Genomic DNA, 21,263 nt, shown 5'->3' on the forward strand with positions numbered 1-21,263 from the left:
TGGCCATGACGATTCGCGCCAGGATCCTGCTGGTCGCGGGGGTGGCGGTCACGCTGGTGTGCCTCATGGCCCTGCTCCTGTATTCCGGGGCGCGCCGGGGCCAGCGGTTGCGGCAGCAGTTGGTGTCCATCCAGAAGCAGATCGACAGCCTCGAGCGGCTGCATTCGTTCGCCTGGCCCTTTCTCAACCAGCTCGCCCAGGCGCGGCAGGGCCAGGAGGACACCGGGCCGGTGCTCCGGGACATGACGGCCCTGGTGGAGGCGGCATCGGCGCGGCTCCTGGAAGGTCAGACCCTGGAGCTCAAGGGGCGCGTGCTGGCCGGCGTGGACTGGTCGGAGGTGGTGGCGGAGCAGCAGGAGCAGCAGGCTCAGCAGGAGATCCGACAGCTGTTGCTGGACTGGGCGGCCCTGGCGGAGCGGCGCGTGCGTGAGTTGCCCGCCTCCGTGCCCCTGGAGCCCCAGGTGGAGTGGTTGCTGTACTCGGAGTTCGAGCAGACGGTGGGCCGGCGCATCGTGGAGGCACAGAACAAGGAGCGCACCGAGGCGGCGTCTCTCGGGGCGCTGCTGGACGACCACGTGTGGCAGGCCCGGTGGGTGGCGGTGTTCGTGCCCACCTTCGGCCTGCTGCTCATGGGGCTCGTCACCGCCGCCATCCTGGCTCCCTTTCGCCGCGCGCTGCGCGAGCTCACCGACGTGGCGCGGCGCATCGGCCAGGGGGACTTCGACATCGACGTGACCCCCGCCGCCGTGCCCCCGGACGAGCTGGGCATGCTCTCGCACGCCATCGGCCGCATGGCCCGCGAGTTGCGTGAGTCCCTGGAGGAGAAGCAGCGGATGATCCGCGCCGAGGCCGAGTCCTCCGAGCGCGAGGCCCTGCGCTACCAGGCCCTGTTGGAGGACACCGTGCGCGCGCGCACCGCGGAGCTCGCCGAGGCCAACACCCGCCTGCGCGAGAGCCTCCAGGAGCTGCAAGCCACCCAGGAGCAGCTCCTGTCCGCCGACCGGCTCGCCTCCGTGGGCCGGCTCGCCGCGGGCGTGGGCCATGAAATCAACAACCCGCTCGCCTTCATCCTCAGCAACCTGCGCTATGCGCACCAGGAGCTGACCGAGCTGAGCGGCGCGCCGAGCGAGGAGCTGCGCCAGGAGCTGGTCTCCGCGCTCGCCGAGGCGAGCGAGGGCGCCGAGCGCGTGCGCCTCATCGTGCAGGACCTGAAGACGCTCGCGCGGCCGGACGACGTGGCACTCGGGCCGGTGAACGTGGCGGAGGTGGTGCGCAGCGCGGTGAAGATGGCGCGGCACGAGACGCGCGACCGGGCGCTCCTGGTGGAGGAGTGCGATGGGGTCCCCCCGGTGCACGCCAACGCCGCGCGCCTGGGCCAGGTATTCCTCAACCTGCTCATCAACGCGGCGCACGCCATCGCGCCGGGGCGGGTGCGGGAGAATGAAATCCGCGTGGTGGCGCGCGTGTCCGGTCCCGGCCACGTCACCGTGGAGGTGCGCGACACGGGGGTCGGCATTCCCCCCGAGCACCTGCGGCGCATCTTCGATCCGTTCTTCACCACCAAGCCGGTGGGCGTGGGCACGGGGCTGGGCCTGTCGGTGTGCCACCGCATCATCACCGCGCTGGGCGGAGGCATCCGCGTGGAGAGCGAGCCCGGGCGGGGCACGTGCTTCTTCGTCACGCTGCCCGTGTCCGCGGACTCCCAGGAGCGCGTCTCCCCGCCCGCGGCCTGAGTGGGCCTCAGCGCTCCAGGGCTTCCTGGTACACGCCCCAGAGCGCCTGGGCCTCGTGCGCCACGCCGAAGCGCGCGCGGGCCTCCTCGGCGGCGGCACGGCCCACGGCCCGAGCGCGCTCGGGCTCGCGCAGGAGCAGGCGCAGGTGCTCGCGCAGCGTCGTTACGTCCCCGGGGTCGAAGAGAAAGCCCGTGCGCCCGTGCTCGACGATGCCGGGCACGTGGGGCAGCCGCGTCGCCACCAGGCAGCACCCGCTGGCCATGGCCTCCAGCAGCACCATGCCGAAGGACTCGGCGTGCGAGGGTTGCACGATGATGTCCATGCCCTGGTACCAGGGCACCACGTCCGCGTGCTCGCCCGCCAGCACCAGGCCGTCCGCGGTGGATGCGCGCAGTTGGTGCGCCCACGCCTTGTCCCCGCGGCCCCGCGCCTGGCCCACCAGCACGGCCCGCCACTGGGGGAACTCGGAGAGCAGGGGGCGCACCGCCTCCACGAAGTCACCCTGGCCCTTGGGGGGACGGATGCGCCCCACGACGCCCACGCCGTGACGGCCGCCCAGTCCCAGTGCCTTCCAGGCGGCATCGCGGTCCGCCGGGGGCACGAAGCGCGCGAGGTCCACCCCGTGGCCGATGAGCGCCGAGGGCATGCCCATCCACTCGGCGCCCTGGGCGTTGAGGGTGATGAGGCGCTCGGCCTGGCGGGCCAGCAGCCGCGTGAGGCGCCCCGGCCTGGTGCCGCCATGGCGCGTGTAGACGAGCCGCACCTGGCGGCTCAGCAGCCGCAACAGCAGGCCGACGAGCATCTCGTTGTTGCGGTGCGCGTGCCAGACGACGGGCTCCTGGCGGAGGCGCCGCCACAGCTCGCCCCAGGCGATGCGCGGCACGTGCGCCGCCAGGTGCCGGCCCAGCGCCCGCGTCTCCGAGGTGCGTGCGAGCTCCGACACGACGACTTCGGTATGGGCCGTCACGCCGGTGCGGCGCCGGTGGAAGTGGGGGTGCACGACGAGCGACATGGCGGCCGCCATCTCTAACACAGGCGGCCGGGGGGCTGTCCGGGGGGCGGCCGGCCCAGGGGCGGGTGGTGGCCTGCGGAGAACAAGGACCCGAGGCACGAGGTTGACTCCAGTATGTGACTTTTGGAGTTCTCTTGGACGTCTCCTCGGACGTCTGCCTGGGAGTGGCCCATGGCGCGCACCGGTAGCGCGGACCTCCCGCTGCACTCGGGCCGGGTGCCGGACTGGCTCGCCGAGCGCATGGCGCGCATGAGCCGCGTGCTCGTGGAGGCGCTCGTGCTGCACCATGGCCGTCACGAGGTGCTGCGCCGGCTCGCGCACCCCTTCTGGTTCCAGTCGCTCGGGGCCGTCATGGGCATGGACTGGCACTCCTCGGGCGTCACCACCACGGTGCTCGGCGCGCTCAAGCGGGGGCTCACCCCGGGCGGGCGCCAGCTCGGGTTGTACGTCGTGGGTGGCAAGGGCGTGCAGGCGCGCCGCGTGCCCGAGGAGCTGAGCTTCATCGGCGACCGGGTGGGCATCGATGCCCCCACGCTCCTGCGCGCCAGCCGTCTCACCGCCCGCGTGGACAGCGCCGCGGTGCAGGATGGGTTCGAGCTGTACTCCCACAGCCTCATCCTCGCGGACGACAACGCGTGGGCGGTGGTGCAGCAGGGGATGAACCCGGAGGCCCGGCAGGCCCGGCGCTACCACTGGTTGTCCGAGGGCCTCACCAGCTTCGTGGAGGAGCCCCATGCCGCCATCGACGGGCCGTCCCAGGGCGTCATCGTCAACCTCACGGACAAGCGCGCCTCGCGCACGCGCGCCGCGCTGGTGGAGCTGGTGTCCCAGGGGCCGGACGTGGTGACGGGGGCGTTGCGGCAACGGCTTCCCCAGCCCGCGCCCCGGCCCGCCACCCCGGTGCTGCCCCACCTGCAACTGCCCGCCCACGAAGAGGTGACGCACGAGGATGTGCTCCTGCGCCGCCTGCATGGCACGCTCGCCGCCGCGGCCGAGCAGGGCCCGCGCGACTTCGCCGAGCTGTTGCTCTCCCCCGGCGTGGGCCCCCGCACGGTGGCGGCGCTCGCCAGCGCCGCGGAAGTCCTCCACGGCACGCCCTCGCGCTTCACGGATCCCGCGCGCTTCTCGCTCGCCCAGGGAGGCAAGGATCGGCACCCCTTCCCGGTGCGGCTGGACGTCTATGACGAGACGCTGCGGGTGATGCGCGCGGCGGTGGACGCGGCCCGGCTCGGCAACGACGAGCGGCTCCAGGCGATCCGCGAGCTGGACAGGCAGGCGCGCCGCCTCGAGGCCGTGGCCACCGGGCCCTCCTTCGACGAGCTCGTCCAGGCCGGCTGGGCGGATGCCGGGGAGCTGCTGCCCACCGACGCGCCGCCCCGCCGCTTCTCGCGCTCCTCCAGCACGCGCCGGGCGCGGGTGCCCCAGCGCTCGTCCCGGAGCCAGTTGGAGCTGCCGGGCCTGTCGGAGGAGGGCTCCGGTGAGCCGTCCCCCCACTCGGGATAGGGTTCACGGGATGTCGGAGGAGGTGTGCATCCGAGCCCGGAGCAGGGGATGTTCCGTCCGGCCGCCGTACGAGCGGGAGACGGGTGCTCCCAGTGCAAGCGGACAAGGGCGACTTCCCACCATGGAGGTGGGCGCGATATAGCGATGTGTCATGTTGGATACCCCCCTCGTCTTCAACCACACCGTCCAGGGACTGTTCTCTCGTGCCTTCCCCCAGGGTGTGCCCGCGTCACTCAAGGAGAAGCTGCGCGCGGCGGGGGTGGACCTGGACAAGCCCCTGTTGCCCGCCTACTCCGTGGAGACGTGGAGCCAGTGCATCACGCTGAGCGCCCCCGTGGTCTTCCCGAACGAGCTGCCGTCGGTGGCGTGGCACAAGCTCGGCGAGCGGATGATCGACGGCTACCAGGAGACGATGATCGGCCGCGCCATGTTCGCCTCGCTGCGGCTGCTCGGGCCCCGGCGCATGTTGCAGCGTGCCAAGCGCAGCTTCCGCTCGGGCAACAACTACACCGAGGTCCAGTTCACCGACGTCTCCGAGACGGAGATGGACCTGTGGTTCAACGAGACGCACGAGGTGCTGCGCCACTTCACCGCGGGCCTGGTGATGGCGGGCATGCGCATGGGCGGCGCCGAGCTGCCCCAGGTGGGCATCCTCCACACGGACGCCCGGGGCGTGACGTTCCGGGCCACGTGGGCGCAGAAGGGGGCCGCCCCCCGAGCCCACGCGGGCGGCCCTCCCGCCTGAGGCGGGCCGGAGTGCTCAGCGCGCCGAGAGCAGCTCCACGTCGAAGATGAGCACGGAGTAGGGCGGGATGGCGTAGTTGCCCTGCTCGCCGTAGGCCAGGTCGGAGGGGATGATGAGCCGGCGCTTGCCGCCCACCTTCATGCCCACGAGGCCCTCGTCCCACCCCCGGATGACCCGGCCCTGGCCGAGCGTGAAGGAGAAGGGGGTGCGGCCCTGGCTGGTGTCGAAGAGCGTGCCGTCGGGCAGCCAGCCGGAGTAGTTCACCTGCAGGAGGCGGCCGTTGGTGGCCTCGATGCCGGTGCCCACCACCTGGTCCTGCGTGTAGAGGCCGGACTCGCTGCGGTTCATGGCGGTCAGGTCCACGCCCAGCGCGGGCGCGTAGGTGACCTTGGTGGGGTCTCCCGATTCCGAGCCGCACGCGGCCACGGTGAGCAGGAGACAGAGGGAGAGCAGGGGGGACGGACGCGTCATGGACGGGGACCTTCCTGGGCGGAGCAGAAGCGGGCGCCACCCTATCAGCGGCGCCGGGCGCGCGGGCCCCCCGCGGCCCATTGGTAGCCCACGGTGGCGCCCGAGCCGATGAAGCCCAGCGCGATGGCCTTTCGGAAGGACCCGAGCGCGTCGCGGTTGCCCACCACTTCCTCCATCACGCCATGCAGGGCCACGCCGAGCAGCGTGCCCACGGCCGCGCCGCCCAGGGCGCCGAGGAAGGCCCGGCCCTGACCGCCCCCGCCGGCGAGCTCGCCCACGCCCCAGGTGCCCAGGGCCGCCAGGGGAGGGGTGAGCACCAGCCCCGCGCCGAACGCCGCCACGTCCGCTTCCGCCCACCGGCCGCCGGCCTCCGGGGGCTGGAGGAAGAGCAGTGAGCCGGGCAGTGTCCCCACCGCGCTCCCCGCCGCCGTCTGCGCCGCCGTCACCCAGAGGCGCTCGCCGCCCAGCCGGCTCGCTCCATAGAGGCCCCCGAGCGGCACCAGCGTGAAGGCGCCGTACACCGCCCAGGCGCCAGCGGGCACCGGGGCATCCAGGGCCATCTGGGGCGAGGCGTTCACCGGCCTGCGACCCAGGGGCCGCTGGGCGGGCAGTGGCGGCTCGATGTTCCGCGGCGCGTCTCCTTCCTCCGGCATCAGCGCCAGCCGCGTGGGCGCGTCCTCGAGGTCGAGGGCGGGCTCCCGCGCCGCGGACGAGACGAGTGGGCACAGCATGAGGAGCAGCGAGGCGAGAGGTGTGAAGACAGGGCGGCTCATGGTGTCCAGACGAGGGTGTGAAGGCGCTCCCCGGCCCGGCCTCCCGGAGCGCGGGGGACGCGGGTGGCCCCCAGGGCAGGGATGGGACCGGGTGGGCGCACCGTCCACCCGGAGCCCGCGGCGCGGCGCTCGTCAGCGGACAGAAGGGAGGCCCAGGTGTCGACGGGTGGACGCACCGGGGTGTCCCGGGGTCCAGGGGCCGGGGCCGTGACTAGCTTTCGCGGGTGAAAACCTGTTGGCCGCTGCTCGTCCTCGCCGTGTTCCTCGCGGGTTGTCCACTGCCCGGTCACCGGCTCGCCCTGCGCATCCGCGACGACATCCCCGTCACGCCCGAAGGGCGCTCCCTGGCCTGGTACCAGACGGTGGGCGTGGAGCTGGAGCCCGGCAACGAGGTGGAGCTCATCAACAACGGCCACGTGTTCGACGTGCTCGAGCAGGAGATCCGCGCGGCGCGCTCGAGCATCCACATCCTCGTCTACATCTGGCGCGCGGGAGACCCCTCGGACCGCATCATCCAGGCGCTGCGCGAGCGCCAGCCCGGGGTGGCGTGCCGCATCCTGGTGGATCCCCTGGGCAGCATGCGCTTCGAGAACACCGTGGGGCCGCACCTGGTGGCGGCCGGGTGCGAGGTGCGCATCTTCCGGCCCCTGCAGGGCACCCTGTCGGCGTTGGACCTCAAGCGCTTCCAGTCGCGGCTGCACCGCAAGGTGGCCGTCTTCGACGGGGTGAGCGGGGTGACGGGAGGCTGGGGCATCTGGAAGTCGTGGCTCGGCGAGGGACGGCAGCCCGAGCACTGGCGCGACGCGAGCCTCCTGGTGAAGGGCCCGGCGGTGCGCGGCATGCAACTGGCCTTCGCGCAGAACTGGCAGGAGGCCGGGGGAAGCATGCTGCCGGCCGAGGCCTTTCCCGACTCCATCCCCTCCGCCGGGCAGGCGCGCGCGGGCTTCGTCACCCACACCGGCGCCCCCGTGCTCACCAACGCCGAGCGCATGACGCTGCTCGCCATCGCCTCGGCGAAGCGGCGGCTGTGGATCTCCAACTCCTACTTCATCCCCACCGGCGCCATGCAGGACATGCTCATCGCCAAGGCGAAGGCGGGGGTGGACGTGCGGGTGCTCACGCCGGCCAGCCGCCACCACGACGTGGGCCCGGTGCTCGCGGGGCAGCTCGCCATCTATGACCGGCTGCTCGAGCAGGGGGTGCGCATCTTCGAGTACGAGATGTCGATGATGCATTCCAAGACACTGCTCGTGGACGACGAGCTGTCCATGGTGGGCTCGACGAACCTGGATCCGCTGGCGCTGAGCGCCGAGGAGGGCTCGCTGGTGGTGGATGACGCGCGGATGGCCGGGCAGCTCGCCCAGGCGTTCGAGGAGGATTTGAAGCACTCCGTCGAGGTCCGCTGGGATTCCTGGCGCCGCCGCGGTCTGCTCAAACGTCTGTCCGAGCGGGTGACGATCCTCTTCGGCGAGTACCTGTGACGCCCTGAAGCCGCCCAGGAGCCGAGCGGCCGGGGGCCTTCTGGCCTCGCGTGTCATCGGACGGGCCGGCTCGTCACCGGCTCGCTCGCGGCCGGTTCCCCGGTTAAGCTGGGTCAATCAACCGGGGGGCGAGATGGCGAGGCGGTGGATTCACGCCTTCCATACACGCTTCACCGCGGGAGGGCGGACATGGAAGGCGCCATGGGTTTTCTCAAGAGCTTCTTGGCGGTGTACCAAGACGAGCGCTTCTTCCTCGTTGGCGTCTGTTCGACGCTCTTGAGTGTGGGTGCTTTCCTCGCCTTCGCGCTGCCCTGGACGTGGGTGGCCTACAAGAACCCCGAGTCCCTGCGGCGCTACCGGGTGCAGGGGCGCGACTTCCCCATCAAGCACTGGCTCTGGCCCTCGCTGGGCCGCCTGGCCATCAACAGCCTGCTGTCCTTCCTTGGGCTGGTGCTCGCCTGGCCCTTCGCGCGCCACGTGTCGGGCATCCACATGGGGGCCCTGCCTCCCTGGTACGTGATGGTGGCGCAGATCGCCTTCTTCATCGTCCTGGATGACTTCCTCTATTACTGGATGCACCGGACGCTCCACACCCCGTGGCTGTACAAGCACGTCCACTCCGTGCACCACCGCATCACCATCCCCTTCGCGCTCACCGGCAATTACATGCACGCCGTCGAGTTCGTGGCGACCTCGACGCTGGTGCTCATCGGGCCCTCGCTCGTGGGGGCGCACGTGGTGACGCTGTGGGCGTGGATCATCTTCCGGCAGTTCGAGGCGGCCGATGGTCACTGCGGCTACGACGTGCCGTGGAACCCGGGACTGCTCGTGCCCTTCTACAAGGGCTCGGCCTACCACGACTTCCACCACCGGCGGTTCTTCGGCAACTACGCTGGCTTCTTCGCCTACCTGGACAAGCTCTTCGGCGGCACCTACTCCAAGGGTTATGAGGAGTACCGCCGGGCCCACCAGCATGGCGCCCCGCCGGAGCCCCAGCCCCAGCCCCAGCCCCAACCCCAGCCGGAGCCCTGAGCGCGCTCGGCCGCCCTCGCCATCCGCGAGTGAACGTGGGGTGGACTCCGGGTCCTGCTCCCTGTTGAGCAGTCATCAGCCCCTGGCCCCACCGTGGGGGGCCTCCCTGGAGCCCCAACGGAGCGTTCCTAGCTTCCCCGGGAATCCAGCCGAGGGAAGAGGGTGGGGCATGCAGGGGCTCGAGAGGTCGCGGGATGAGGCAAGCCTCCCGGTGGCACGGGAGCGGTGGGTGTTCGAGCACACGGTGGATGGACTCTTCCGGAGCGCGTTGGGGGGCCGGTTGTCGGCCCCGGCGCTCCAGGCGCTGAGCCAGGTGGGCATCGATCTGTCCCGGCCGCTGCTGCCCGCCTATTCCAGTGAGACGTGGGCGCGCGCCCTGCGCATCGCCGCCGCGGACCTGTTCCCGGGTCAGCCGCCCGAGGCGTCCTGGCGCCGGCTCGGCCAGGAGGTCATCAACGGCCTGGTGCACACGCTGGTGGGCAACGCCATGGTGAACGTGGCCACCCTGCTCGGACCGCTGCGCTTCCTGCGCCGGCTCAATCCCACCCTGCGCAACGCGGACAACTACGTGGAGTCTCGCGTCGAGGAGCTCGGCCCCACCTCGTGCGAGGTGTGGATCAACGAGGTCATGGAGCAGCCGGCCTATCACCAGGGCATGCTCGAGGCCCTCGTCGCGCTCGCCGGAGGCCGCGAGGCGCGCGCCCGCTTCCTGTCTTCCGAGGGCCCGGGCGCGCGCTTCCTCGTGGAGTGGGAGCTGCCCGAGGCGAGGTGATGTCCACCCACATGGGTGAGCGAGGACTCAGCGGGTCTCGGCTTCGGCGATGGAGTCTGGTTGATCCGGTCTGCGAGGTCTGACGGGTTTGGGGCATACTCCGGCGGCGGGCGCCGGGGCAGCCCGAATCCATGCCGAGCATGTCCACGAGGATGTTGGGAGCACAGGGAGCCGGAACGTCGCGGCCGCGGGAGGGCGCGCGCGTGGGCTTCGTGGTCCGGCTGCTGGCGGTGCTGGACGCGATGCTGTCCGAGCGGCTGCGCGGCGGTGCGAGCGAGGAGTTGGATCGGGGCCGGCTGCTGGTGGCGACCCTCTGGGTGCTGCTGCTGTGCGACGTGTTTTTCCTGCTCTTCTACGTGCCCTTCGTGCCGTACCCCGGGATGGTGTCCATGGGGGTGGTGTGCGGCCTGGGGTACGGGGCCTCGTTGCTGACGCTGCGCTGGGGCGTCGCCACGCGTCCCGCGGCGCTGATGCTGTGCACCATGCTCACTGGCGGCATCATGGCCACCTCGTTGAGCGTGGAGGGTGGGCCCGAGGGGGCGCATCCCATCTGCATGCTCATTCCCCTGCTGGCGGTCTACCTGCTGGGACCGCGCCCGGGCCTGCTCTTCACGCTGGTGGGGGGAATGAATGTGGCCGTGGTGGTGCCGCTGGTGCACGCGCGGGTGCCGGGGCTCGGGATGCGCAACTTCTTCACCGCCTTCTTCATGTTCGGGGCGTGGGCGCTGTGCTGCCTGCTCATCGTGGCGCGCGATCACGCCAGCCGCGCGCTCGAGCAGGCCCTGCGGGCGCAGCGCGACCACGAGCGCAAGCTGACGAGCCTGCTGGAGAACACCGAGGACGTCGTGTGCTCGGTGGATGTGCAGGGGCGGCTCATCGCGGCCAACCCGGCGCTCGTGGAGGTGTACCGGGAGCTGCTCGGGGAAGAGCCGGAGCCGGGCAGGCCCCTGCTGCCGCCCGGCGCGCCCGAGTCGCTGCGCAAGCGCTGGGAGACGTGCTGCGCGAAGGTGTTCTCCGGCAAGCGCGTGCGCTTCGAGGCCTCGCCCTCCTCGCTCAAGCACCCGCGCGTGTTGGACCTGTCGCTCACCCCGGTGCTCGACGGCGCGGGCCGCGTGGTGGGGATGACCTTGTTCGGCCGCGACATCTCCGACCGCAAGGAGGCCGAGGCGCGCCTGGGGGAGATGCACCGCAACCTGCTGGACGTGTCCCGGCGGGCGGGCATGGCGGAGATCGCCACCGGGGTGCTGCACAACGTGGGCAACGCGCTCAACAGCGTCAACGTGTCGGTGAACCTGCTGGCCGAGCGGCTCCTCCAGTCGCGCGTGCCCGGTGGCCTCACCCGCGCCACGGGCCTCTTGCGCGAGCACGAGGAGGACCTGTGCGCCTTCTTCCTGGATGCGCGCGGGCGGCAGCTGCCCGGCTATCTTGGGGCGCTCGCTGGTCAGCTCGCCGAGGAACGCGAGGAGTTCCTGGACGAGGTGCGCACCCTGCAGAAGAGCGTGGAGCACATCAAGTCGGTGGTGAGCATGCAACAGGAGCACGCCCACTTCTCGGGCGTGGTGGAGCGCCTGGACGTGACGGAGTTGCTGGATGACGCGCTGCGGCTGCACGCCGTGTCCCTGGAGCGCCAGGGCATCGGGGTGCGGCGCGAGTACACCGAGGCGATGATGGTCCGGTTGGATCGACACAAGCTCTTGCAAATCCTCCTCAACCTGCTGACCAACGCGGGCCATGCCCTGATGGAGAGCGGGCGGCCGGACAAGCTGCTCACCATCCGGGTGGAACGGGTGCCCCCCGAGCGGGTCCGTATCGCGGTGGCGGATAATGGGATAGGCATTGCGCCGGAGGATACGCCGCGCTTGTTCACCCAGGGGTTCACGACGAAGAAGGATGGCCACGGGTTTGGCCTCCACATCAGCGCGCTGGCGGCCCGGGAGATGGACGCGTTCCTCTCCTGCTCGAGCGAGGGCCGGGGCCAGGGCGCCACCTTCACCATTGATCTGCCCATGTCGGGAGAGGAGAGCAGGGCATGAGCGCCCCCATCACCCCCAATCGCCGTATCCTCGTGGTGGACGACAACCAGGCCATCCACCAGGACTTCCGCAAGATACTCTGCCCCCCGCCGGCCACCGCCGCGCTGGACGCCATGGAGGCCGCGCTCTTCGGGGACGTGGCGGCGGCGCCCGTGGACGCGGGCTTCGTGGTGGACTCGGCCTACCAGGGCGAGGAGGGCGTGGGGCTGGTGAAGGCCGCCCTGGCCCAGGGCAAGCCGTACGCGCTGGCCTTCGTGGACATCCGCATGCCCCCGGGCATCGACGGCGTGGAGACGGCGCTGCGCCTGTGGAAGGAGGACGAGGACCTGCAGGTGGTGCTCTGCTCGGCCTACTCCGACTACTCCTGGGAGGAGATGACGCAGCGGTTGGGCATCAGCCAGCGCCTGCTGATCCTCCGCAAGCCCTTCGACAACATCGAGGTGCGTCAGCTCGCGCACGCGCTCAGCGAGAAGTGGAGCCTCCTGCGCCAGAGCCACAAGCGCATGGAGGACCTCAAGCAGGAGGTGCAGGAGTGGACGCGCGAGCTGGCGGTGGCCAATGATCGGCTGCGCAAGGAGATGGAAGACCGCGCCCGGCTCGAGGCCCGGCTGGTACAGGCCCAGCGCCTGGAGGCCCTCGGGCGGCTGACGGCGGGGCTGGCGCATGAAATCAACAACCCCTTGAGCGTCATCATGGCGAGCGTGGGCTTCCTGCGCTCGGAGCTGGACGAGTCCACCAAGGGGGGACGGCCGGTGGACGCGGGCGAGTTGAGCGACGTGTGCGCCGACGCGCTCATCGGCGCCGAGCGCATCCTGCGCATCGTCAATGACTTCCGGCTCTTCTCCCGGCTGGACGGCGAGCCGCAGAAGCAGGTGGACCTGCGCGACGTGCTCGACCACGCGCTCTCCGGGGCGAGCTACAACCTGGGGCCCCGGGCGCGGGTGATTCGCGACTTCCAGGACATCCCCCCGGTGTGGGGCAGCGAGCAGGGTCTGGAGCAGGTCTTCCTCGGGCTGCTCAACAACGCCGGCTACGCCATCAAGGAGGGCGCCGAGCCCCAGGTGAGCATCAGCGCGCACCAGCGCGAGGACTGGGTGCTGGTGGAGGTGCGCGACAACGGGGTGGGCATTCCGCCGGAGCACCTGGGCCGCATCTTCGATCCCTTCTTCACGACGAAGCCGCCGGGCACGGGCACGGGCCTGGGCCTGTCCATCTGCTACGGCATCGTCTCGGGACTGGGCGGCGCCATCGAGGTGGACAGCGCGCCGGGCAAGGGCTCCACCTTCCGGGTGAAGCTGCCCCGGGCGCCCGCCGAGTCGTCCTCGGCCTCGGTGTAGCGCGGTGTCTGGCGCGGCGTCCGAGGTGCTCATCCGTCCCGCCCGGGCCGGGGATGCCCCGGCCCTCGGGCGCATGGGGGGCCGGCTCGTGCGGATGCACCACGCCCTGGACACCCGGCGCTTCATGTTGCCGGGAGAGGACGTGGAGTCCGGTTATCAGTGGTGGCTGAACCGGGAGCTCGCGCGCTCGCGCGCGGTGGTGCTCGTGGCCGAGCGGGAGGGCGAGCTCGTGGGCTACGCGTATGGCACCGCGGAGTCGCGGGATTGGAACGCCCTGCGGGACGCGCATGGCGAGCTGCACGACCTGTGGGTGGAGGAAGCCGCGCGGGGCGCGGGGGTGGGGGCGCGGCTGGCCGAGGAGCTGGTGCGGCGGCTGCGAGCCCTGGGCGTGCCGCGGGTGATGCTGATGGCCGCGGTGGGCAACGAGTCCGCGCGGCGGCTCTTCGCCCGGCTTGGCTGGCGTCCCACCATGGTGGAGATGACGCGCGAGGTGGAGCCGCCGGACGGGACGTGAGCCCGGCGCCTTCCGCCGGGAAGTGGATGCTTCGCGGTGGGCGGCTGGCGGGTGGTGGACAGGCTGCCCCGCGGTCGTAGAGGGACATGTGGATGCGGTGCGTACCGTCGTTCTCCTCCCCGGGTCTTCCAGGCCCTGCCGAGAAGCGGAGGTCGCCGTGCCCGTGTTTCCGTCCCACTCGAGTGTCCTGACCCTCGTCGCTCCGGCGGAAGGCCGCCTCCGGGCGCCTGGCGCGCCGAGCGCCGTGGAGGACGGGAGTGCGTACTTTCCCCAGTCGGTGGCGTCGGGAGAGCCCGGCGCGGATGGCGTGGTGTTGTGGACGCGCGCGGTGGACCCCTCGCAGCCGGGCGCCCCGCTCGTGCTCACCCTCCAGGTGGCCTGGGACGAGCACTTCGCGCACCGGGTGTTGGAGGTACCGGGGTTGTGCACCACGCCCGCGCGCGACCACACCCTGAAGGTGCGGGTGACGAACCTGGCGCCGAGCACGCGCTACCACTACCGCTTCGTCCTGGAGAAGGACGGCCGCTGCCTGGGCTCTCCCCACGGTCGAACCCGCACGGGCCCGGCCCTCGCCTCGGACAGACCCTTGCACTTCGTGGTGGCCGGCTATCGGGAGCTGTTGGGCCTTGGCGACGACACCTGTCGACACCTGTCGCGGCACGAGGAGGATCTCGACTTCGTCCTCCTGTTGGGGGACTCGTTCCTCGAGGACTGCTCCTTCCCTGGCCTGTCGGCACGGGCGCGCCGGGACTGGTGCCGTGCCTGGCGCGCCCACCCGGTGATGCGGCAGGTGTACGCGCACTACCCGGTCCTCGTCCTCTGGGAGGGGGCCGTGCCGGGCTCCGGGTGGGAGCGCAACTCGCGGCGCCTCCTGTGCGACTATCTGCCCATCCGCCCGTCCTGGACGGTGTTCGCCGGACCGCCTCGTCCGGCGGCGCGGCCCGTCGTCTCCGCGGCGCGGCTCTCACGCCGCGAACGTTCCTGGTGCCTGCCGTTCGCGGCCTGAGCCGGGGGGCCAGGGCTTCAGGCGACCCGGCGGGTGGAGTCCGTCGAGGTCCGCCGCCTCGGAGGCGGGGGCGGCACGAAGCCCACCGGCTTGAGGTTCCAGCGGTCCTGCAGTTGCTGCGGAATGTGGAAGTGGGTGCGCTGGCCCCGGGCTTCCGCGCGCAGCATCGCCTCGACGATGTCCTTGCTGAGCAGCCGCAGCAGCCGGGCCGGCAGGAAGGTGTGATCTCCCACCCAGTCGGTCAGCCCCTCGGTGAGCCCCTCCATGGAGGGGATGGCCTGGGCGATGCTGGCGGTCCAGTCGGGCCGGGGCACGTGCAGCATGTCCGCCACGTTGAGGCCCCCCCATTGGTCCTGATCCAGGAAGAAGTGGATCATGCTCGCGGGCAGTCCCTCGAGGAAGTCGGGCACCAGCTCCTTCATGCCCTCGATGAGGGCGGCCGTCATGGCGATGCCCTCGGGGGAGGGTTGGATCTGCCGCTCGCGCACGAGCCGGGTGAGCTGGCGCGCCTCGTCCACGTCCTCGGGCAGCAGCCGCTCGTCCACGCCGAGGATGCGTCCCACGGCGCTCCAGGCGTAGATCCACGCCTCCTGCTGGGCGGAGTCCAGTTCGATGCGCAACGCGCGCAGGCCCTCGAGCACCACCTGGGCGAACGTCATCAACGTGCCGGCCATGTCCTCCTGGTTGAGGGGCTCGCCCAGCTCCCCCGTGTCCCAGGGGTTGCGCCGGTCATGGCGGATCATGTGGCGGATGGCCGCGTGCACCAGCCGTACCTTCTGCGTGGTGCGCACCCCGCGGCCGTCGGGCTCCAGGCCTCCCTGGCTCATCACATCCACCACCATCTGCGCGGTCTCGAAGACGCGGCGCACGGGACGGTGACGCAGCGAGCCCGTGCGGTGGAGCACCTGCACGCCCTTGCGCGCCGCGTACGCCGCCGGCAGGGAGTAGAAGCCGAGGATCATCATCACCTCGGGGCCATAGCGCTCGAAGACTTCCTGGCCCCGGCGCAGCTTGTGGGTGTCCAGTTGTGGCACGCACGCCTTCGTGCGCAGCAGGTATTCCATCACATACACAGGCAACCGGTTCGAGGGGAGGTCGCCGTTGCTCACCAGCGTGCTCATCAAGTGATTGACCGCGCCGACCTTTCCATCCGCGAACAGCGTCTCGATGACTCCGTCGGCGAGCGGATCCGTCCTCGTGCGCATCGCGTCCAGGAAGTCGTGAGTCCAGAGGCTCGACGGCATGTAGATCACTCCTCGCGGGCGCTCTGCTGAACGGCACCCCCCCCGCGGCAGGACAGCTTAACGCAGGTGCTACCGCCCGTGCCGTGAGCCCATGCCGGCTCGTGGGGGATTCCGCGTGGCCGCCGCGGGAAGTGTCGATGGGTGTCTCATCCGTCGAGGGTTTGTATCAACCCGTGAGCACCCAGAGCGACGAGGAGCCCCACTCTCGGGACCTCCAGGCACGCGGCGCGGCCAGGGGGGGCTGCCTGGCGGGTGCGTTCCCACGATTTCGAACAGAGCTGGGTCAGGACGCCGAGCGAGATGACCCCGCTCCTCATCGGGGAGCGCTGGCGCGGCATGTCTGCATCCTTGAATGGCTTTATCAAATATTCAGCGACTTCCCGCCCGGCGAAGTGCCATGGAATGGGAGTCTTCAGGGCGGACCGCCGTGCTCCCGTGCCGCCTCAATTCGAGGTGGACACGAGCGCCGTCGTCCCACTGGGCAGCACCAGCTGGGAGTAGCGCGCGGTGATGCGCAGGCGCTTCTTGTAGAAGAGGAAGCCGCCCTCGGCCTCCACGTGCAGCGTGTCGAGCACCTGGCCCACGCCCGGCTGCGGTCGGAACTCCATGCGCACGTCCACGCGCTCGGCCATGTCCGGGAGGATGGACGGGCTGTAGTCCAGCCGCACGAGCTGGCCGGTGCTCGGGTTCACCAGCGCCTCGCCCTTGTGCACCCAGGGTGCCTTGTCGTTCCGGGGCTCGAAGCGCAGGCGCACCCGCTGGGGATCCTTCGGATCCGGCCCCGCGAGCGAGAAGCGGTGCAGGGCCAGCGACGCGGAGGCGAAGGGCAGGTTCACCGAGCTGAACTCCGCGCGCCCCTGTCCCTTGCGCTGGCGCTCCTCCAGGTCCTTGCGCAGCGCCGCGGTGGCGTCCTCGCCGTCCTTGCGCGCCTGGAGGATTTCCCGGTGCTGCTGGCCATCCTTCAACCGGAAGCGGTCCACCCGCTCCTGGACGTGCTTCACCTGGCCATCCCCGTCCAGCTCCTCCACGCGCAGGGTGACCACCACCTGCTCCACCTTGCCGGCGAGCAGCTCCTCCATCCCCCACGTGGTCTCTCCCAGGCGCCGCGCCAGGGCCTCGGCGTCCTTGGGCACGAGGGGGCTCTCCATCGCCCACAGGGGCGCGGGGGCCAGCAGCAGAGTCACCACAGTCACCAGGGTGGAGAGACGAATCATGGAGCGGTCCTGGATGGGGAGGCCCGTACCGGGCGGCGCGGTGGATCAGAATGCACCATGCGGCGGTGGTGTGGAAGTGAGTAATCCAGGGAAGCCGCCCGTCTCCTCGCGACACGAACGACTGAGGGGCACAGGGGCGCATCTGGTGCGGAAAATGCTGATTTCACGACGTTTTTCGAGACAGTCGCTTGCTTGCTGGCGCTTGCTGGAACGAGGCAGCGCCGGGCGAGCGCTGACGGGGGCGGGCCCCATCGGAGAACGGGCGGCTCGGGGCATACTGGGCCCGCGTGGGCGAGGGGCCCGCGCTGCGAGGAATCGACGAGATGCGCCTTCCCGAACGACCCCGAGCGGTCATCACCGGAGCGGGCAGTGGACTGGGCCGGGCGCTGAGCCTGGCGCTGGCGCAGCGCCAGGGCCGGGTGCTGGTGTCGGACGTGAACGAGGCCGAGGCGCGGGAGACGGCGCGGCGCGTGGGGCAGGCGGGGGGGAGGCGTGGGGGGTGGCCTGCGACGTGACGAAGCCCGAGCAGGTGGACGCGCTCGCGCGCGAGTGTGAGCGCGTGCTGGGCGGGGTGGACCTGGTGGTGAACAACGCGGGCGTGGCGGTGGCGGGAGAGGTGGGCCGGTTGTCGCTGGCGGAGTGGAAGCGGGTGCTGGACGTGAACCTGTGGGGCGTCATCCATGGCTGCCACAGCTTCGTGCCGCTGTTGCGCCGGCAGGGCTCGGGGCACGTGCTGAACGTGGCCTCGGCGGCGGGGCTGTTGTCGGCGCCCTTCCTGGCGCCCTACAACGTGTCCAAGGCGGCGGTGGTGGCGCTGTCGGAGACGTTGCTGGCGGAGCTGAAGCCGGCGGGCATTGGCGTGTCGGTGGTGTGTCCCACGTTCTTCCGCACGAACATCGCGACGGCCTGGAATGTCGAGCCGGACGGGGAGGGCCATCGGCTGCGAGAGCTGGCGACGATGCTGGTGGACAAGTCCCCGGTGGGGCCGGACGAGATCGCCCGGGCGTGCGTGCGCGGGGTGGAGGAGGACGAGTTCTACGTGGTGCCGATGCGGCTGGGCCGGTGGCTGTGGCGGCTCAAGCGGCTGTCTCCCGAGCGCATTGCCCAGGGAGGGCGCCTGCTGGAGAAGCTGGTGCGCTCGCGCATGGGGAGCGGCCACGCGCGGTGAGGGGCGCACGGCGGCTCGCTAGGGGGAGGTGCGGGTTCTTTCCCTCGACGTGTGGAGGCCTGATGTAAGAAGGGTGGGCATCCCTCAGCCCCGTGTGTGAACATCCATGACCTCTGTCGCGGCCTCTCCCCCTGCGGATTCGAGCGCGCTCCGTATCCCTGGGTACCGGACCTTCCTCATCACGTTCATGTTGGCGATGATGGCCGACAACATCGAGCACGTGATCAGCTACTGGGTGGCGTTCCAGAAGTTCCACTCGGCGGCGCTGGGCGGGTTCGCGGTGGTGTCCCACTGGCTGCCCTTCCTGCTGTTCTCGGTGCCGGTGGGGGCGCTCAATGACCGGTTCGACTCCCGGCGCCTCATCCAGGCCGGGATGGTGCTCTTCATCACCGCCTCCGTGGGATGGGGATACTTCTTCGTCACGGACTCCTTGCAGCTATGGCACGCGATGGTGCTCCTCACGATTCACGGCTGCGCGGGGGTGCTCTGGAGCACCTCCAGCCAGATGTTGCTCTACGACATCGTGGGCTCGGGCTCACTGACCAGCGCGGTCCGTCTGAACGCGACGGCTCGTTATCTCGGGGTCCTGGTGGGTCCCGGCGTGGGCAGCCTCATCATGAAGACGCTCGGGCCCACCCAGGGCATCTTCGTCAATGTCTTGTTCTATCTGCCCCTGCTGCTCTGGCTCATGAGCGCACCCTATGGCCGGCACTTTCGCGGGGTGACGGCGGGCCCCAAGCGGGCCGTCCGGGGCCTCGCCGACATCGTCCAGACGATCCGCGACGTGCGTGAGCTGCCCATGGTCGCGGCCATGATCCTGCTGGCGGGGGCGGCCTCCTTCTTCATCGGCAACAGCTACCATGCGCAGATGCCGGGCTTCGCCCATGATCTGGGCCATGGAGACCCCGGCACGGCCTATACGCTCCTGCTGGCGGCGGATGCGGCCGGTGCCCTGCTCGCGGGCATCCTGCTCGAGACACGTGGGACATGGCTGCCGACAGAGGCCGCTTCCGCGATGAAGCTTGCATTGCTCTGGGGCTGCTCGCTCTTCACGTTCGCGTTCATGCGCTCGTATCCGGCGGCGATCACCGTGCTGTTCCTGGCCGGGTTCTTCGAGCTGTCCTTCAGCAGCATGACCCAGGCGCTCGTGCAACTGAATGCGCCGGACGCCATTCGAGGTCGCGTGCTGGGGCTCTTCAGCATGTCGGCCTCCGGCCTGCGGGCGTTCAGCGGCGTGACGGTGGGGCTGCTGGGGAGCGTGACCAACACCCATGCGTCGCTCGCCGTGTCCGCCCTGGCCTTCGTGGCGGTGGCCGGCCTGCTGTTCTTCCGCGGACGCCCGCGGGGCGCATAGGAGGGGGAGCGGCAGGACAACATGCCGGCATACTCCCCAATGGGTCCGACTTGAGCCTGCCCCCTCGCTTGATGAAAGGACGTGACGATGCGCTTGCGAGCCTGGAGCGCGCTCCTGGTGCTGCTCACCGCCTGCGCGAGCGCGCCCGCCCCGCAGTTGATGCCACGGCCCCACGCCTTCGCGTCGACTCCCACCTCGGGCCCGCGCATCCGGCTCGTTTCCGCGCCGATGGAGCCGACACCGGAACGGTCGTGGATTGGAAAGGCGGACCTGGACAAGGCCAGGGCCCTGCTGTCTCGGGCACATAAAGACATCGAGCCGCGTCAGTGGGAACAGTTGGATCTCAGGCTCACCGCAGCGGAGCGGGCCTTCGAGCGCTTCGCGCGCGCCGCGAGGACGAGCGGGCAAGTCGCAGAGGTGGCGAGGGGAGCCGAGGGCCTCACGTGGGCTGGACGCACCGGGACGTTGGCTGAAGCGCTCCCCCGAGTGGGCCAGGTGCTCGCGGTCCTCGGCCTGCTCTATCCTTCCAGCACCGCCGGGCCGGAGATCGACCGTCGCCCGCCTTGGGTCGACGCTCAACGGGAGTTCGAGGCACGGTTGCGGGACGTCTCGGAGTCCTCGCGGCAACTCATGGTGGAGCTTGCGGCCCAGCCTCGTGCGGCGAAAGCACCGGTTCGGGAGCCCTCGCAGCAGAAGCAGCTCACGTCCGCTGTCGTGGATGAAGACGACCCGAGATGCAAGCCCGTCCCGGTGCCACACTTGGGCGGTAATGACCCGCACAACAAATGCGCCGACCTGATGCCGAACAACAGCTTCCCCGGCTGGGATGTGTTTGTGAATGGGAAGAACTTCGACGCGCTGCAACTGGCCACGCGTACGCTGTGGGACGTCAAAACGGATGACTTCGACAAGCACTCGTCTCGATCCCAGGACTTTCTTGCCAGAGTGAAGTTGCCGGAATTACAACGCGAGGACAGGCTCGCCAGACCGTGTGGGTATAACTTCATCGTTGGCGTCAAAAGCGCCGCGCACAAAGCCGTGTTGTTTAAACTAGACCGTACCCTCAAGGTTGTCGTCATGGATTGGTGCTGAGATGGCAGCCACACAAAAATCTTTACACCTTACCGTCTACGCACCTGCGCTTGTGGGCGACGATGGGCGCCCTCTTGTCATCGTCCATGGAATGGAGCGCGCGGTTCCCGGCTTGCGGCTGGGGTGGACGACTTCTGAAAGGGACGACCTCATTGCATTGCCGCACCGTGATGAGTGGGTCGCGACAGATAGGACAGACAACGGGTTTCCGTTCCTCTGCAATGACGACGAGAATCGCGTCGTGACGCTTACCGGATGGGAGAACGCGAGAGGTCTTGCCGCGGACATGACGCCACACTTTGAAGTCCACGCGAGGCTTCCACACGATGAAGCAGGTATTGCGGCGGCAGCGGATGCGCTGGAGGCCGTAGCGGAGGGCGCTCGCGCGATCTGGGGACACATGGATCCGGATGGGGTGGCCGAGACAGTGGCGCAGCAGTTTCGCCACCCGGGGGATGAGCCGCACGTCCCGCCTGAAGGGCTGCCCTCGCTCAAACTCCCATGGGACATCCCCGTGCCTGAGATTCCGCACTTCCTCGGGTGGCTCAACTACTGGTCGGATGCTGCCGCGCGGGCCATCGGCTTTCCGGACTCCACCCGCGACGCGGATTTGCTCTCACGGGCGCGGCGCACCGCAACGGGTGGGTGGGTTGTCAGGCTCACCGATGCGCCACTCGACCTGGATGACCCCATGCACCTGGACGCGCTCAAACGGGCCTACGAGCGCTTCCCGGCGATTGGCGGGCGCGCCACCTCTTGAGGGCTCGGCACCTTGTCCA

The 21,263-nt window shown here is 70.3% G+C and carries 18 protein-coding genes and 1 pseudogene; 14 read left to right on the plus strand and 5 right to left on the minus strand.

What is annotated here, in order from left to right:
* Positions 1-5 precede the first annotated feature (5 nt).
* Positions 6-1,733 (plus strand): sensor histidine kinase, encoded by a 1,728-nt coding sequence (locus tag CYFUS_RS00700; protein WP_095983450.1) that lies wholly within the window; start codon positions 6-8, stop codon positions 1,731-1,733.
* 7 nt (positions 1,734-1,740) lie between these two features.
* Here the strand turns inward: CYFUS_RS00700 and CYFUS_RS00705 are convergent, their stop codons facing one another.
* Positions 1,741-2,745 carry a glycosyltransferase family 4 protein gene (locus CYFUS_RS00705; protein ID WP_095983451.1) on the minus strand — a complete coding sequence of 335 codons (1,005 nt, stop codon included), beginning with the start codon at positions 2,743-2,745 and terminating at the stop codon, positions 1,741-1,743.
* Between the two features lie 171 nt (positions 2,746-2,916).
* Here CYFUS_RS00705 and CYFUS_RS00710 point away from each other — a divergent pair, with 171 nt between their 5' ends.
* Positions 2,917-4,248, plus strand: coding sequence for a DUF763 domain-containing protein (locus tag CYFUS_RS00710; RefSeq protein WP_095983452.1), 1,332 nt, complete (start codon positions 2,917-2,919; stop codon positions 4,246-4,248).
* Positions 4,249-4,399: 151 nt separating this feature from the next.
* Complete coding sequence (locus CYFUS_RS00715) at positions 4,400-4,993, plus strand: DUF2378 family protein (RefSeq protein ID WP_095983453.1); 594 nt, start codon at positions 4,400-4,402, stop codon at positions 4,991-4,993.
* A gap of 15 nt (positions 4,994-5,008) precedes the next feature.
* On the opposite strand, the gene CYFUS_RS00720 is transcribed toward CYFUS_RS00715, so the two are convergent.
* Both CYFUS_RS00720 and CYFUS_RS00725 read right to left on the minus strand, forming a co-directional pair.
* Positions 5,009-5,464: an FKBP-type peptidyl-prolyl cis-trans isomerase gene (locus tag CYFUS_RS00720; RefSeq protein ID WP_095983454.1), complete on the minus strand. Its 456-nt coding sequence runs from the start codon at positions 5,462-5,464 to the stop codon at positions 5,009-5,011.
* Between the two features lie 44 nt (positions 5,465-5,508).
* Positions 5,509-6,237, minus strand: a complete 729-nt coding sequence (locus CYFUS_RS00725; RefSeq protein ID WP_095983455.1) for a hypothetical protein — start codon at positions 6,235-6,237, stop codon at positions 5,509-5,511.
* A gap of 224 nt (positions 6,238-6,461) precedes the next feature.
* Here CYFUS_RS00725 and CYFUS_RS00730 point away from each other — a divergent pair, with 224 nt between their 5' ends.
* From CYFUS_RS00730 to CYFUS_RS00760, 7 genes are all read left to right on the plus strand, one after another.
* The gene (locus CYFUS_RS00730; protein WP_095983456.1) at positions 6,462-7,718 is read left to right on the plus strand and encodes a phospholipase D-like domain-containing protein; all 1,257 of its coding nucleotides are present in this window, start codon (positions 6,462-6,464) and stop codon (positions 7,716-7,718) included.
* A gap of 189 nt (positions 7,719-7,907) precedes the next feature.
* Complete coding sequence (locus CYFUS_RS00735) at positions 7,908-8,750, plus strand: sterol desaturase family protein (RefSeq protein WP_095983457.1); 843 nt, start codon at positions 7,908-7,910, stop codon at positions 8,748-8,750.
* Positions 8,751-8,961: 211 nt separating this feature from the next.
* Positions 8,962-9,522: a DUF2378 family protein gene (locus tag CYFUS_RS00740; protein WP_157758148.1), complete on the plus strand. Its 561-nt coding sequence runs from the start codon at positions 8,962-8,964 to the stop codon at positions 9,520-9,522.
* Between the two features lie 203 nt (positions 9,523-9,725).
* Positions 9,726-11,555, plus strand: coding sequence for an ATP-binding protein (locus tag CYFUS_RS00745; RefSeq protein WP_232537285.1), 1,830 nt, complete (start codon positions 9,726-9,728; stop codon positions 11,553-11,555).
* On the plus strand, positions 11,552-12,892 hold the full coding sequence (locus tag CYFUS_RS00750) for an ATP-binding protein (RefSeq protein WP_095983459.1): 1,341 nt from the start codon (positions 11,552-11,554) through the stop codon (positions 12,890-12,892). Before CYFUS_RS00745 ends, CYFUS_RS00750 begins: the two co-directional genes overlap by 4 nt.
* Positions 12,893-12,896: 4 nt before the next feature.
* Entirely contained in the window at positions 12,897-13,406 is a 510-nt protein-coding gene (locus CYFUS_RS00755) for a GNAT family N-acetyltransferase (protein WP_269770195.1), read from the plus strand.
* 157 nt (positions 13,407-13,563) lie between these two features.
* Positions 13,564-14,412 (plus strand): PhoD-like phosphatase N-terminal domain-containing protein, encoded by an 849-nt coding sequence (locus CYFUS_RS00760; RefSeq protein WP_157758149.1) that lies wholly within the window; start codon positions 13,564-13,566, stop codon positions 14,410-14,412.
* Positions 14,413-14,429: 17 nt separating this feature from the next.
* Here CYFUS_RS00760 and CYFUS_RS00765 read toward each other — a convergent pair whose 3' ends face one another.
* The gene (locus CYFUS_RS00765; protein ID WP_095983461.1) at positions 14,430-15,656 is read right to left on the minus strand and encodes an oxygenase MpaB family protein; all 1,227 of its coding nucleotides are present in this window, start codon (positions 15,654-15,656) and stop codon (positions 14,430-14,432) included.
* 443 nt (positions 15,657-16,099) lie between these two features.
* On the minus strand, positions 16,100-16,870 hold the full coding sequence (locus CYFUS_RS00775) for a hypothetical protein (protein WP_095983463.1): 771 nt from the start codon (positions 16,868-16,870) through the stop codon (positions 16,100-16,102).
* Between the two features lie 323 nt (positions 16,871-17,193).
* Between CYFUS_RS00775 and CYFUS_RS00780 the strand changes: the two are divergent.
* The 4 genes and pseudogenes from CYFUS_RS00780 (at position 17,194) to CYFUS_RS00795 (ending at position 21,244) form a co-directional block, all read left to right on the plus strand.
* A pseudogene (locus CYFUS_RS00780) lies at positions 17,194-18,038 on the plus strand (SDR family NAD(P)-dependent oxidoreductase).
* 106 nt (positions 18,039-18,144) lie between these two features.
* Entirely contained in the window at positions 18,145-19,392 is a 1,248-nt protein-coding gene (locus CYFUS_RS00785; RefSeq protein ID WP_095983464.1) for an MFS transporter, read from the plus strand.
* A gap of 87 nt (positions 19,393-19,479) precedes the next feature.
* Positions 19,480-20,484, plus strand: coding sequence for a DUF6310 domain-containing protein (locus tag CYFUS_RS52185; protein ID WP_232537908.1), 1,005 nt, complete (start codon positions 19,480-19,482; stop codon positions 20,482-20,484).
* Between the two features lies 1 nt (position 20,485).
* Complete coding sequence (locus tag CYFUS_RS00795) at positions 20,486-21,244, plus strand: DUF5953 family protein (RefSeq protein WP_095991725.1); 759 nt, start codon at positions 20,486-20,488, stop codon at positions 21,242-21,244.
* The last annotated feature ends 19 nt before the right edge of the window (positions 21,245-21,263 follow it).

It is taken from the genome of Cystobacter fuscus, from assembly GCF_002305875.1.
Lineage (GTDB): Bacteria > Myxococcota > Myxococcia > Myxococcales > Myxococcaceae > Cystobacter > Cystobacter fuscus_A.